11 protein-coding genes are annotated in these 14,385 nt (G+C 37.8%); 10 read left to right on the plus strand and 1 reads right to left on the minus strand.

Annotation, left to right across the window (positions count from 1 at the left end; genetic code table 11):
• Positions 1-27: 27 nt before the first annotated feature.
• The 7 genes from M3182_RS10685 (at position 28) to M3182_RS10715 (ending at position 9,500) form a co-directional block, all read left to right on the plus strand.
• The gene (locus tag M3182_RS10685; protein ID WP_251426176.1) at positions 28-510 is read left to right on the plus strand and encodes a DsrE/DsrF/DrsH-like family protein; all 483 of its coding nucleotides are present in this window, start codon (positions 28-30) and stop codon (positions 508-510) included.
• A gap of 697 nt (positions 511-1,207) precedes the next feature.
• Entirely contained in the window at positions 1,208-4,891 is a 3,684-nt protein-coding gene (locus M3182_RS10690; RefSeq protein ID WP_251558046.1) for a nitrate reductase subunit alpha, read from the plus strand.
• A complete protein-coding gene (gene narH, locus M3182_RS10695; RefSeq protein ID WP_251425384.1) occupies positions 4,881-6,446 on the plus strand; it encodes a nitrate reductase subunit beta in 1,566 nt (521 codons plus the stop codon). Before M3182_RS10690 ends, narH begins: the two co-directional genes overlap by 11 nt.
• Complete coding sequence (narJ, locus tag M3182_RS10700) at positions 6,421-6,960, plus strand: nitrate reductase molybdenum cofactor assembly chaperone (RefSeq protein ID WP_251425387.1); 540 nt, start codon at positions 6,421-6,423, stop codon at positions 6,958-6,960. The genes narH and narJ overlap by 26 nt, the downstream gene beginning before the upstream one ends.
• A 21-nt stretch (positions 6,961-6,981) precedes the next feature.
• On the plus strand, positions 6,982-7,686 hold the full coding sequence (gene narI / locus M3182_RS10705; protein ID WP_251425390.1) for a respiratory nitrate reductase subunit gamma: 705 nt from the start codon (positions 6,982-6,984) through the stop codon (positions 7,684-7,686).
• 56 nt (positions 7,687-7,742) lie between these two features.
• Entirely contained in the window at positions 7,743-8,171 is a 429-nt protein-coding gene (locus tag M3182_RS10710; RefSeq protein WP_251425393.1) for a hemerythrin domain-containing protein, read from the plus strand.
• Positions 8,172-8,399: 228 nt separating this feature from the next.
• Positions 8,400-9,500 carry an AI-2E family transporter gene (locus tag M3182_RS10715; RefSeq protein ID WP_251425396.1) on the plus strand — a complete coding sequence of 367 codons (1,101 nt, stop codon included), beginning with the start codon at positions 8,400-8,402 and terminating at the stop codon, positions 9,498-9,500.
• Between the two features lie 108 nt (positions 9,501-9,608).
• Here the strand turns inward: M3182_RS10715 and cls are convergent, their stop codons facing one another.
• Positions 9,609-11,057 (minus strand): cardiolipin synthase, encoded by a 1,449-nt coding sequence (gene cls / locus M3182_RS10720; protein WP_251425400.1) that lies wholly within the window; start codon positions 11,055-11,057, stop codon positions 9,609-9,611.
• Positions 11,058-11,331: 274 nt separating this feature from the next.
• On the opposite strand from cls, the gene M3182_RS10725 reads away from it, so the two are divergent.
• The 3 genes from M3182_RS10725 to M3182_RS10735 all read left to right on the plus strand — a co-directional run bounded on the left by M3182_RS10725 (position 11,332) and on the right by M3182_RS10735 (position 14,348).
• Positions 11,332-12,222, plus strand: coding sequence for a peptidylprolyl isomerase (locus tag M3182_RS10725; protein WP_251425403.1), 891 nt, complete (start codon positions 11,332-11,334; stop codon positions 12,220-12,222).
• A gap of 85 nt (positions 12,223-12,307) precedes the next feature.
• Entirely contained in the window at positions 12,308-13,210 is a 903-nt protein-coding gene (locus M3182_RS10730) for a hypothetical protein (RefSeq protein ID WP_251425406.1), read from the plus strand.
• Positions 13,211-13,394: 184 nt separating this feature from the next.
• Positions 13,395-14,348 (plus strand): siderophore ABC transporter substrate-binding protein, encoded by a 954-nt coding sequence (locus tag M3182_RS10735; protein ID WP_251425408.1) that lies wholly within the window; start codon positions 13,395-13,397, stop codon positions 14,346-14,348.
• The last annotated feature ends 37 nt before the right edge of the window (positions 14,349-14,385 follow it).

Raw genomic sequence — 14,385 nt, forward strand, 5'->3', positions numbered from 1 at the left:
GGTAGTGGTAATTAAATATTAGGAGGAATAACAATGGAAAAAAAGCGTACAACAATTATTTTATTTAGTGGAGACTATGACAAGGCAATGGCAGCTTATATAATTGCCAATGGTGCGGCAGCTTATGACCATGAGGTAACTATATTTCATACATTCTGGGGATTAAATGCTTTACGAAAAGACGAGCCAATTGAATTGAAAAAAGGCTTTCTTGAAAAAATGTTTGCGAAAATGATGCCAAGAGGCGCTGATAAAATGGGGCTCTCTAAAATGAACTTTGCGGGCATGGGTCCGAAGATGATTAAGAATGTGATTAAAAAGCATAATGCGATGACATTACCGCAGTTAATTGAAATGGCACAAGAGCAAGATATTAAGCTAGTAGCATGTACTATGACCATGGATCTTTTAGGTCTTCAACAAGAAGAATTACTAGATAATATTGAATATGCTGGTGTAGCTGCTTATTTAGCAGATGCTCAAGAAGGAAATGTAAATCTTTTTATCTAGCCATTTGTAACTCTCCTATGCTAGTTTTCTTTAAAAGAAAATGTCAACTATTCGAACGGTAATAAATATTAGATGGTTGTTGGAGAGGCTCCTTGGTTGTGTATTCTAAAATAGCAGAACAGGCCCCATGAAGGAGCCTGTTTTTATATTCCTTTTGTAAAGAAAAATTCGTCTGTACCTGAATGGGTATGGACTTTTTTATTTAAGGCCCTTTTCTCAAACTTTGTTTCTTTTGAATATAGAATATGAGGATTTAGGCTTCGTTGCACTCCAAAATATCGTAATCTTCATGAGAAAAGTGCTTGCAAACTGACTATAACGTAAAAAATAGCTTAGCTTACGTAAAATTAGGCTTTCGGAATTTAACAACAATCTTTATGAAAACAGCTTATTTAATAATCTGTTTAGCTTAAATGTTTATTAGTACGTAATTGGAGCTTAATCGTTTAAACACAAACAATTATAAAAAATATATAACAAATTGTTGAGAGAGTTGTTCACCAAAGATTCCTATTTATTAGTAACGTGTTTAATTAAATATTTTGGATTCTTGAATAATTTAAACGAATATTGGGACAGTAAAAAGGGATAATTGGATAAATTTTGTTTATTTTCCATTTGTATAACCATAAACACGAGATTTATGGATTAATACCCTTAAAGGTTGAGGGAATTTTTTGCGGAAAGGGAGTAGAAAATGGCGAAAAAGTCAGCTCCATTATGGAAGAAATTAAAATTTTTTGGCGGTGCTGTTGCTGAAAATGATCATACAGAGGTTCAGCCCAATGATCGTGATAGTGAAAAAATCTATCGTCGTCGCTGGCAGCATGATAAGGTAGTACGCACCACGCATGGAGTGAACTGTACTGGCTCTTGTAGTTGGAAGGTCCATGTGAAAGATGGAATTATCGCTTGGGAAACCCAGCAGGTTGATTATCCAACAACTGGCCCAGATATGCCTGAGTATGAACCGCGCGGTTGTCAAAGAGGTGCGACTTTCTCTTGGTATACATATAGTCCATTAAGAATTCGGTATCCATATGTTCGCGGGTCCTTATTAAAAATGTGGCGTGAGGCGTTAAAGGAAACCGCTGACCCTGTTGCTGCTTGGAAAAGCATTGCAGAAGATGAGTCGAAAGCAAAGAAATTTAAGGCTTCAAGAGGAAAAGGTGGATTTATTCGTGCTACTTGGGACGAAATCAATACCCTTATATCAGCTTCTTTGATTCATACGATTCAAGAATATGGCTCTGATCGTATATTTGGATTTTCTCCGATTCCTGCAATGTCAATGGTGAGTTATGCAGGTGGAGGGCGCTTTCTCAATCTCCTAGGTGGTTCTTTGCTCAGTTTTTATGATTGGTACGCAGATTTACCAAATGCCTCGCCGCAGGTATGGGGAGAACAAACAGATGTACCAGAAAGTTCAGACTGGTTTAACTCAAGTTATTTACTTGTTTGGGGTTCGAATATCCCGCAAACCCGTACACCAGATGCCCATTTTTATACAGAATGTCGATATCGCGGTACAAAGGTTGTTGCGGTTGCCCCGGACTATGCAGAGTATGTAAAATTTGCGGATAAATGGCTTCCAGTACAAGTTGGCATGGATGGAGCATTAGCAATGGCGATGACCCATGTGATTTTAAAAGAGTTTTATGTGGATCAACAGGTTGATTTTTTCACCAATTATCTCAAACAGTACACGGATATGCCGTTTTTAATTACTCTCAACAAGAAAGATGATGCCTATGTAGCTGATAAGTTCCTCCGGGCTAGTGATTTGGGGATGAATGTAAAGAATGGTGAATGGAAGCCAGTTCTACTTGACCGGAAGTCGGGACAATTTGCCTCGCCGAATGGAACGATTGGGCATCGTTGGGAAGAAGGAACCAATTGGAATTTAAAACTCGAAGATATGGATAATGGGTTGAACGAAATAGACCCATTTTTAACTCTTTTAGGTCAAGAAGATGAAGTTTTAATGGGGGCATTTCCTTACTTTGGTGAAGATCAAGAAAAAATTTTAAAAAGAGGAATCCCAGTTAAAGCAGTGGATATTAATGGTGTGACAATATATGTAACGACCGTCTTTGATTTAATGATGGCCCATTCTGCCGTCCCTCGTGGGCTTTCAGGGGATTATCCACAAAATTATGACGATGATATTCCATACACTCCAGGATGGCAAGAAAAATTGACTGGGGTGGACCGTCATCAGTGCGCACAAATTGCCCGAGAGTTTGCACAAAACGCTATTGATTCAGAAGGACGTTCGATGATTATTATGGGTTCTGGAATTAATCACTGGTATCATTCTGACGCTATCTACCGATCAATACTAAATTTGGTTCTATTAACAGGTTCTCAAGGAAGAAATGGCGGAGGATGGGCTCATTACGTAGGCCAAGAGAAGGTTCGTCCATTAGAAGGTTGGCAAACGATTGCGATGGCAAGAGATTGGGGTGGTCCGCCACGCTTGCAGAATGGTACAAGTTTCTTTTATTTTGCAACTGAACAATGGCGTTATGAAGATCAAAAAATGGAAAATTTAAAGTCACCGCTTGTTGACAATAGTCATTATAAACATCCTGGTGACTATAACGTTTTAGCAGCGAGGCTAGGTTGGTTGCCGAGCTATCCACAATTCAATAGGAATAGTATGAAACTTGTAGAAGAGACAGGGAAAACAACCAATGAAGAAGTCGTTGAAGAGATTGTTAATCAATTAAAAAATGGTCAATTAAAATTTGCCATCGAAAATCCTGAAGACCCTAAAAACTTCCCAAAAGTATTGTTTGTTTGGCGAGGGAATTTGATAGGAAGTTCTGCAAAAGGCCATGAATATTTCTTGAAACATTTACTTGGTACTCATCATGGAAATTTGAGTCAGCAAAATGAAGAGGATGCCACCGAAGAAATCAATTGGGTTGAGCACATACCGGAAGGTAAATTAGATTTAATGGTTAGTATTGATTTCCGAATGTGTAGCACTACTTTATACTCTGACATCCTTTTACCAGCGGCAACTTGGTATGAAAAATACGATATCTCTAGCACAGACATGCATCCTTTTATACATCCATTCAATCCTGCCATTACACCACCATGGGAAGCAAAATCCGATTGGGATACATTTAAAAATTTAGCGAAACGCTTCACGGATATGGCTAAGGTTTATTTGCGTAAGCCGATGAAGGATGTTGTCTCAAGTCCTCTTCTACATGACTCAAGGGATGAAATTTCACAGGCATATGGAAAAATCCCCGATTGGAAGAATGGCGAGCATGAACCTGTCCCGGGTGTGAATTTACCTAGGTTGCATATAGTTGAGCGAGATTTTACAAAAGTTTATGACAGATATATTTCTCTTGGTCCGGTGATAAAAGAACAAATCGGGGCAAAGGGAATGAGTTGGGATGCAAAAGAAGAGTACGACATGTTGGTAAGAATGCTTGGTCGGTCAAAACAATCAAAAGAGTATCAGGATCACCCAAGTTTATATACCGACCGAAATGCAGCAGAAGCCATTTTAACGTTATCAAGTACAACCAATGGTCACCTCGCGATGAAAGCATGGGACAGTTTAGAGAAAAAAACCGGTCAAAAGTTAAGTGATTTGGCAATTGAGAGGGCCGAGGAACATGTAAGTTTTGATGAGATTTCAGCTCAGCCGAGGAAAGTTATTTCATCGCCAGTCTTCAGTGGTACAGAAACCGGTAATCGCAGGTACTCGCCATTTACAACAAATATTGATCGTTATATTCCGTTTAGAACGTTAACTGGTCGTCAACATTTTTACCTTGATCATGATTTAATGCAAGAGTTTGGTGAAGAGTTACCGACGTTTAAAAGTCCACTGAAAAAATTAGCCTTTTATGATCATGACAATCGTCCAGTTACAGAACAAAAAGAGATTACACTGAAGTACTTAACACCACATTTCAAATGGAGCTTCCATAGTACATATGGAGATACCGTCCCGATGTTGACCTTATTCCGTGGTGGTCCACATATCTGGATGAATAATGATGATGCGGAATCAATGGGTATTGAAGATAATGATTGGATTGAAATGTATAACCGTAATGGGGTAGTTGTAGCGAGAGTGGTGGTAAGCCACCGAATTCCACAAGGAATCACTTATATGTACCATGTTCAGGAAAGACATATCAATACGCCAGGCTCACCAATTACGAAACAGCGCGGTGGAACATTCAATAGTCCTACTCGGATTCATATGAAACCGACTCAAATGATTGGTGGATATGCGCAATTAAGTTATGGATTTAATTACTATGGGCCTACAGGGAATCAAAGAGATGAAGAGGTTGTTATCCGTAAAATCAATCGGGAAGAGGTGGACTGGCTTGAGAATTAAAGCACAATATGGAATGGTCATGAACCTTGATAAGTGCATTGGGTGCCATACTTGTAGTGTGACATGTAAGACGACCTGGACCAACCGCCCCGGTGTAGAATATATGTACTGGAATAATGTTGAAACTAAGCCAGGTGTTGGATACCCGAAAGAATGGGAGAATCAAGAGAAGCGAAAAGGTGGATGGGAGTTAAGGAACGGCAAGCTTGAATTAAGAGCTGGTGGTCGTGCGAGTAAATTGTTAAACCTTTTTTATAATCCAGACCTAGCATCAATTGATGATTACTATGAGCCTTGGGATTATGATTATGAAAATCTCATCAATAGTCCTGAAGGAAAACATCAACCGGTCGCCCGTCCGATTTCACGATTAACTGGAGAGTATATGGATATTCAATGGGGGCCAAACTGGGAAGACGATCTGGCAGGTGTTTATAAAACCGGGAAAGATGATCCAAACATGAAAGGCTTGGAAGAGCAAATTAAATTTGAGTTTGAACAAACGTTTATGATGTATTTGCCTCGTATTTGCGAGCATTGTATCAATCCAAGCTGTTTAGCCTCTTGTCCATCTGGGGCGATTTATAAGCGTGATGAAGATGGGATTGTCTTAGTAGATCAAGATGCCTGTCGCAGCTGGCGGTTCTGTATGACGGGTTGTCCGTATAAAAAAGTCTATTTTAATTGGAAAACGAATAAAGCGGAAAAATGTACATTCTGTTTCCCACGGATTGAGGTTGGTCAACCAACTGTATGTTCTGAAACTTGTGTCGGGCGTTTACGTTATATTGGTCTTATTTTATATGATGCTGATAAAGTGAAAGACGCTGCATCAGTGGCAGATGATAAGGATGTTTATCAAGCTCAGTTGGATATGATTCTTGATCCGCATGACCCAGAAATCATTGCAGAAGCAAGAAAACAAGGAATTGCAGATGATTGGATTGAAGCCGCACAGCGGTCGCCGATTTATAAACTTGCTGTTGAGCAGGGTATTGCATTACCTCTACATCCCGAGTATCGTACTCTTCCAATGGTTTGGTACGTTCCACCACTAAGCCCATTTATGAATGCATTTGGGGGAACGGCAGATTCAATTGATCCTCGTGTAGTATTTCCAACAATAGAGCAGATGCGAATTCCGATTGAATATTTAGCAAATCTATTTACTGCAGGAGACACGCAAATTATTAAAAATGTTCTCCGTAAATTAGTTGCGATGCGGAGTTATATGCGACAGGTCAACCTTAATAAACCAATCAAGACCGATATGATTGAATCAGTAGGTTTGACAGAGGAACGAGTACGAGAAATGTATGAATTATCAGCGATTGCTAAGTACTCTGACCGCTATGTGATTCCTTCATCTCATAAGGAAATGTCTGGAGATATGTTTCATGAACGGGGGATGGCTGGATTCGAGGAATTCAGTGGTGCGAGTGGAGGTGGCTGTGAAAGCTGTGCAGTTGGAAGTCACCCACCAGAATCTCCTCTTGAATATTATGGTGAACAATATTGGAGGGAGCTCGATGAATCAAAAGCAAATGGTCTATAGCTTGATTTCTACACTATTGCAATATCCAGAAGTGGAATGGAAGAGCCAAATAAATGAGGTTTGGGAGGAAGTTGGCCAAATCCCTGATAAGGAAATTCGTGAGCCTCTAGGAAAGTTTTTAACTTACCTAGAGGATACTCCATATGAAGAGTTATGTGAAAATTATGTGTATACCTTTGATTTTTATGAAAAGACAACACTTTATTTGACACATAAAGTATTCAAAGACAATCGGGAACGAGGAGAAATTCTGGTTCAATTACGGCAGGAGTTTTATAAAGCGGGACTAGAATTTTTATCTGATGAGTTGCCAGATTATTTACCACTAATCTTAGAGTTTGCTGCGATTGCCCCTGAGGAACAATCTGAGCGGATTTTAAGGCTGCATAAACGTTCGATTGATAGTTTGCAATTAGAACTTCAAGGAATAAACAGTCCATATAGGTATTTAATTGCAGCATGTATGGAAAACATGGTGTTGAAGGATGAAAACGAAAATGAAAAGGTTTCCTAAAGAAGCAGATTGGAGGAAAGCATGAGCTTTTTCGATTATTTCCTATGGGTGTTCTTCCCCTATATCGCCTTAACCATTTTTGTTGTCGGTCATATTTTTAGATATAACAATGATCAATTTGGGTGGTCGGCAAAATCAAGTGAGTTTTTGGAAAAAGGAAAATTAAAATGGGGAAGCCTCTTGTTTCACTGGGGAATCGTCTTTGTCTTTTTTGGTCACGTAGCCGGTATTTTGATTCCGAAATTCTTATACGATGTTATCGGCATAAGTGAAGACATGTATCACTTTGGGGCCGTTTGGTTTGGTGGTGCGGCTGGTGTTGCTACTGTAATAGGTGGGGCCATTTTATTTTACCGCAGGACAAGTATAAAACGTGTGAGGATCAATAGTTCGTTTAGTGACTATTTCTCCCTTATCGTTTTGGGAGTTGTGGTGTTAGTAGGATTCACGAATACTGTTGGATATACGGCCTCGGGTGGTTCTTTCGATTATCGTACAACCATTGGTCCATGGTTTCGTGGGTTGCTGACATTTACACCGCAGCCAGAGCTAGTTGCGTTTGCGCCAATTGGGTTTCAACTGCATATTTTAGCTGCGTTTGCTTTGTTTGCGATCTGGCCGTTTACTCGATTGGTACATGTCTGGAGTTTGCCTTTGGAATATTTATGGCGCAGATACATTATTTTTCGTAAAATGGGCCCTGCTCAAGTTGAAAAAAAGAATTAATGATAGAAAGGCCTGTCACAGGATGTGATAGGCCAAAGTTTGAAAGGAGTGTTTAGATGTCTGGACCTTCATTACGGAAACTGGATGCCCATCAATCAATTCATGAAGGGGCATTTATGGAGGCGAAAAGTTTAACTGAATTGCTAGAAAAATTGATTAAGGATGACAAAGAGAAGGAAGCAACTGAAGTGGCAGACGCCCTAATTGAACATTGGGAGAAGAGAATTATTGGACATGCTGATTCAGAAGAAGAGGGCTTTTACCCAGAAGTGGTTAAAAAAGAGCCTGAGCTAAAGGATATAATTATGATGTTAACAAGAGACCATAATTTATTAAGGATGCTTGCTAAAGAAGCAAAAGACAGGTTAGCTGAGTCTGGACCAACAAGCAAAATCTTGGGCAATTTCCAAGCACTCCTACTAGTAAATGAGATACATAGTCGTGAGGAAGAGCAATTATTGTTAGGTCATGACCACCATCATTGAAAAGTGAATTTAGACCGGTCTACAGATGAGAGAAGGTTTTGGATTCTCTCTTTTTTGTTGTTTAACACTATATCGTGAATTTATACCTTAGAGCTGTTCTATATAAGTTTCTTTACGGTGTATTTTTCAACAAGGTCCTATGCTTCTACGATTTTCAAAGTTTCAGATTCAGCAAATTTGTGTGAATATTGTATAATGAGGGTAAATGTTCTAGAAAAAGGTGAGAATGTGGCTAAGAAAAATTTTCAATATTGGGCGTTACAAATTTTAATTATTTTGAGCATCATTTATGTTTCATCTAAAATCAGCTTTCTATTTGAGCCTGTTGGAGTTTTTGTATCGACTTTGTTTTTCCCGATCCTTATTTCAGGCTTTCTGTTTTTCTTATTTAATCCCTTGGTAAATCTACTGGTTAGATGGAAGGTTCCGCGTGTTTTAGCCATTATTCTTCTATACATAGGGATTATCGGTTTGATTGTACTTGGAATTGGGAGCCTTGTCCCAGTTATTTCAAAACAGATTATGGAGCTTGTGAGCGATATACCAGGGTATGCAAGAGACGCACAAGTATTCTTTAACAATTTTGCTACAACCGAACAATATCGTTGGTTAATGACGCAGCAATTTATCACACAAGAAGAAGTGATACAGCGTATTACAGAATTTGCAAATACCTTGCCAGATCGGCTATCGAATGGGATTTCAAATATAGTAGGTTTAATAGCGAATATCACGATAACCATTGTTACCGTTCCATTTTTGCTGTTTTTTATGTTTAAAGACGGACATAAGCTAAAGTCAGCAATTGCTAGATTTATCCCAGTTGCTTATCGTAAGCAGGGGATAGAAACTTTAGAAAGTACAGCAAAAACTTTATCTGCTTATATTCAAGGTCAGGTAACAGTCGCTTTGTTCGTAGGAACATTATCCTTTATTGGTTTTCTAATCATTGACCTAGAGTATGCGCTGGTAATGGCGTTAATCGTATCAGTTACGAACATTATCCCTTATGTTGGACCGATTATTGGAGGAGCACCAGCCGTGATTGTTGGCCTATTTGATTCTCCAAGTAAAGCTCTATTCGTGCTCATTGTCATTGTGATTGCTCAACAATTAGAGGGGAACTTATTGTCGCCATTAATTTTAGGAAAGACACTTGATACCCATCCTGCAACAATCATTATTATCCTATTGGTAGCTGGAAATCTTGCTGGCCTTGTTGGTATGGTATTGGCGGTTCCAACCTATGCTGTAGCGAAAACAATCATATTACATACCGTTCATTTCCTTAAATTAAGGCGAGATGCAAAAGTGAATATACAAACATAAAGAGCGAAACAAAAAAGAGAGGACTCCCCTCTCTTTTTTGTTTCGCTCAATTATTGCTGTTTTATCCTACTTGTAACCTTGGGAATAAGTTTTTTGTATTGCTGCTTTTTACAAAATGGGTGAAAGCAGTCTTGATACAGATTCTTTAAGTTGAATCCATTTGGATCGATTTTGGTACTCTGCCCATGTCAATAGACGGGACTTTTCAATATCCTTGTTGAATGCATTGATAAGCTTTTTTGCAATTTGCCGGTCATAGATGAAGGCATTAATTTCAAAGTTAAGGTTTAAGCTTCGAATGTCAATATTAGCTGTTCCTACGGAAGAGACCTCATCATCAATAACCACTGTCTTTGCATGCAGGAAGCCGTTATCATAAATATAAACTTGAGCCCCAGCTTTTAACAGTTCTCCGATGTGAGACAAAGTTGCCCAATAAACGAAAATATGATCTGGCTTATTAGGGATCATAATTTTAACATCGACGCCTGACAAACAAGCAATTCTAATTGTATCTAATAAGCTAGCGTCAGGTATAAAATAAGGAGTTTGAATAAGAATCGATTCTTTAGCTAGCGAAATCATTTTAATATAGCCATTCTTAATTTGAGACCATTCCGCATCAGGACCACTTGTGACAATCTGCATTCCTACATTGTCTTTGCTCGTTGGCTTTGGAAAAAGTATAGGATCATAATCAATATCATGACTATTGGAAGCCTGGTTCCAATCTAGTATAAATCGAGTCTGGATCGCATGAACGGATGTACCATGAATTCGAAGGTGGGTATCACGCCAATAGCCAAAACGTGGATTTAATCCAAGATACTCATCACCAATATTAAATCCACCAATATAACTCGTTTTTCCATCAACAATGACAATTTTACGGTGATTCCTATAGTTCAGTCGGAAATTAATTAATCGGAATTTTGATGGGAAAAATACTTCAACCTCGCCACCAACCTGTCGGAGTTCATCAAAAAACTTCCTTGAAAGTCCCCTTGAACCTAGTTCATCATAGAGTACCCGCACTTTAACTCCTTCTTTGGCCTTTTCGATTAAGGCGTCACGTATTCTTTTTCCAAGATTATCTTTTTTAATAATATAATATTGGATGTGAATATGGTGTTTAGCAGAAGCGATATCCTTTAGAAGTTGTTCGAACTTTTCTTTCCCATCGGTGAAGATATCAACAGAATTGTCCCGTGTAAGCGGGGCATCATTCCCTAATAAATGAAGAAAGATTAATTCTTGTGCATTAAATTCTGATTCTTTTTGGTACTTGAATGTTCCAGACCGAATTTGATCTAGCTGATAAGCAATATCTTGTTCGATTCCAATCTTTTTCTTATCTTCCCAAGTGAACAGCCTCGTACGACTTAGATTTTGCCCTAAAAATAAATAAAGAAAAAAACCTAGAACTGGAATAAAGGACAACACTAAAAGCCATGCCCACGCCGAACTTGCATCGCGGCGCTCCCCAAATACCACAACAAATGCAAACACAATATTTAGAATAAGGACCAAACTTAGGAGAATGGTAGTTATATTCATAAATTCCCTTCCTGAAACATACTTTGATTTGGCTCTCTTTCCTAGTATTGAAATACAACTATATAGTTGAGAGAAAAAGCTGCAAATTACTTTTAAATAATCATTTTTTCTTTACAATAAATCCTAGTCTTGATGTTTATTATACATTAGATTTGAAATTTACATAAAGGAATTGCTGACGTAGAATTTCATACCTTAGTAAAAGCTTCGTAATAATTTATTCATATTATCAAGTTACCATATGGACATACCAAATGACCAGATGGAGGAAATCATGAATAAAAATTCCGGAAAGAAAAAGATTCTTTATTCACTTATAGGGATCGCTGCTCTAATTGGCACATTTTTTATTGGAATAGTTTACGCTAATAAAGAGGTTGTTGCAACGGTAGGAGAAGTAGAGATTACCGAGACTGAATTCTATGATTATCTTGTAAGTTTATATGGACGTAACGCATTAAGCACTTTAATCGATAATAAGTTGATTGAAATTGAAGCAGATAAAGAAGATATTAAGATTGAAAGCGAAAAAATTGAAGAAGAGTACCAAGTATATGCTGAAACATATGGAGGAGAAGAGGCACTCCAGAGCGTCTTAAATCAGAGTGGAATGACCAAACAGGACTTAGAGACAGAAATCGAAACATATTTAAAACTAGAAGAACTACTGAAACCAAGGATTGAAATTACCGATGAAGAGTTGAAAACTTATTTTGATGAAAACAAAGAGTCTTTTAACCAGGAAGAAGAAGTTCAAGCTAGTCATATTTTAGTTGAAGATGAAGAAACGGCAAAAAAGGTAGCAGACAAACTTGCTGATGGTGAAGATTTTGCTGAAATGGCAAAAGAATACTCAACAGATACAGCCAGTGCAGAGAACGGTGGCGATCTAGGTTTTTTTGCAAAAGGGACAATGGTAGAAGCATTTGAAGAAAAAGCCTTCGCGATGAAGGTAGGAACAATTAGTGAACCGGTTGAAACAGAACATGGATTCCATATTATTAAAGTAACCGATAAAAAGGAAGCGAAAGAAGCAGTGTTTGAAGACCATAAAGATGAAGTTTATGAAATTATTATGAATGAAAAAATCCAATCCGAATATGGAGCATGGCTATCTGAAATGAAAGAAGAATATAGTATAAAAAACAGTTTAGAAACAGTTTAAGAAGTTTTATTTTATATTCATTTTGTTCCCAATATAGGGCATCCTATCTTCTGTAATTAACCAAATCCTGTAAGGAGGAATGGACATGAAGATTAGGATGTCTTTTTTGTTTGCACTTGTAATAGGACTCTCTTTCATTTTGGGCGCCAATTCAATGCATGCAGGGGAACATACAAGTACTGAGAAAGAGAAAAACCCAAAGGTTGAACATAGTGAGAAAAAGAAACATGACTCAGAATTTATCAAAAAACGAGCAAGTGAACTTGGGATTGAATCGGAGGGAAAAGACTCTAGTACACTTGTTAGAGAAATTAAAGGAGAAATGGTCACTAGGCTTGCAGAATCATTAGGGGTGGAGACAAAAGGAAAAGAAACTGACCAGTTGCTCCAGGAAATCCATGAAAGGCATATTAAAAGCCAAGCGAAAATTTTAGGGGTTTCGACAAAGGGAAAGGAAATCGATGCAATTAAGGGTGAGGTCCATAAAGAGCTGGTTTTTAAAAAAGCAAAGGAGTTAGGCATCCCTACTGAAGATAGGGAGCTCGAAGGTCTAGAAAAAGAAATATACGAGACCAAAGTGAAACTGGAGGGAAAAAAACTTGGTCTATCAACGGACGAGAGAGACGTTAAAGAGCTAGCACATGAAGTTTTCAAGAAAAAATTAGCAAAAGAAGCTGGCATACTAGGGGTCAGTACCGAGGGCAAAGACACCCATCAATTAATATATGAGGTTAAGCAGGCAAGGATAAAAAAATTAGCAAAAGAATATGGGATTCAAGAGGAAGGCAAAGACTACTTCGAATTCACGAATCAAGTTCGCGAAACGCAAATTTTAATGAGAGCAAAGGAGCTTGGGATTGAAACAACAAATCGAAATATTTTAGATATCATGAATGAATTATATATTAACCATGAGAATAAAATAGAAGATTTAAAACTACATCCTATTATGCCAAGACAATTTCATGGTCACCAAAATAAAAATTAATTAGAGATCCAGTAAACATCCTCGGCATTGGCGAGGATGTTTGTTATATAAGTAGAGAATATAATTAACGTAAAAAAATATAATTTGTTGTTTTCACAAAATAGACATTGACAAATGACATTGAAAATCATTATCATTTAGTTATAACGAAAATAAATAACAAAACTATGAGGTGGGAAACCTGATGAAGAAAAAACTGCAATTTTTATTTTTAATTCTATTTGTAGCCATTTTTGCTGCAGCATGTGGAACAGAATCAGAGAGCGATAACAGCGGTTCCGATAAAGAAGCTGAAGCAGAAACAATAACGGTTACTCATGAGCTTGGTGAAACAGAGGTTAAGAAAAACCCAGAAAAAGTGGTTGTATTTGATTATGGTGTACTAGATTCTTTGGATAAGCTTGGGGTTGAAGTAACAGGATTACCTAAACAGTCTTTACCAGGATATCTTGAAAAATATAATGATGAGAAATATGAAAACCTAGGTGGTCTAAAAGAGCCAGATTTTGAGAAAATTAATGAGGTAGGTCCAGACTTAATCATTATTTCTGGAAGACAACAAGATTCTTATGAGGAATTAAGCGAGATTGCCCCAACTATTTACATGGCAATCGATACGACTAGATACATGGAATCTTATGAAGAAAATGCTATGTTATTGGGAGAAATCTTCGGAAAAGAAGCAGAAGTGGAAGCTGAGCTTGCAAAAGTAAAAGAAGACATTCAGGCACTTAATGAAAAGGCAAAGGCTAGTGGAAAGAACGGCTTGATTATCCTTGCGAATGAAGGAAACATCAGTGCTTATGGACCTGGATCGAGATTTGGTTTGTTACACGACGTATTTGGTGTTACTCCAGTTGATGAGAAAATTGAAGCTTCAACACACGGTCAGAATGTCTCTTTTGAGTATCTTGTGGAAAAAGACCCGGATTACTTATTCATCGTTGACCGCGGGTCTGTTGTTGAAGGTGGAGAATCTTCAGCAAAATCAATTGTTGAAAACAAACTTGTAGAAAATATTAAGGCTGTTCAAAATGATCAAGTAGTTTATTTGAATGCGGATTACTGGTATTTATCAGGTGGCGGACTTACATCCGTTGCAGCGATGGTAGAGGAAATTCAAACAGCTCTTGAATAATTCTAGAAAAAAGGTTTATGACGAATTAAGTCATAAA

This window comes from Mesobacillus maritimus, from assembly GCF_023715205.1.
Classification (GTDB): Bacteria; Bacillota; Bacilli; order Bacillales; family Cytobacillaceae; genus Mesobacillus_B; species Mesobacillus_B maritimus_C.

Bases quoted from the DNA above. Each gene is read 5' to 3' on its own strand.
- M3182_RS10735 (WP_251425408.1), top strand. From the start codon at position 13,395: ATGAAGAAAAAACTGCAATTTTTATTTTTAATTCTATTTGTAGCCATT.
- M3182_RS10730 (WP_251425406.1), top strand. From the start codon at position 12,308: ATGAAGATTAGGATGTCTTTTTTGTTTGCACTTGTAATAGGACTCTCT.
- M3182_RS10690 (WP_251558046.1), top strand. From the start codon at position 1,208: ATGGCGAAAAAGTCAGCTCCATTATGGAAGAAATTAAAATTTTTTGGC.
- narJ (WP_251425387.1), top strand. From the start codon at position 6,421: ATGAATCAAAAGCAAATGGTCTATAGCTTGATTTCTACACTATTGCAA.
- narI (WP_251425390.1), top strand. From the start codon at position 6,982: ATGAGCTTTTTCGATTATTTCCTATGGGTGTTCTTCCCCTATATCGCC.
- M3182_RS10725 (WP_251425403.1), top strand. From the start codon at position 11,332: ATGAATAAAAATTCCGGAAAGAAAAAGATTCTTTATTCACTTATAGGG.
- cls (WP_251425400.1), bottom strand. From the start codon at position 11,057: ATGAATATAACTACCATTCTCCTAAGTTTGGTCCTTATTCTAAATATT.
- M3182_RS10710 (WP_251425393.1), top strand. From the start codon at position 7,743: ATGTCTGGACCTTCATTACGGAAACTGGATGCCCATCAATCAATTCAT.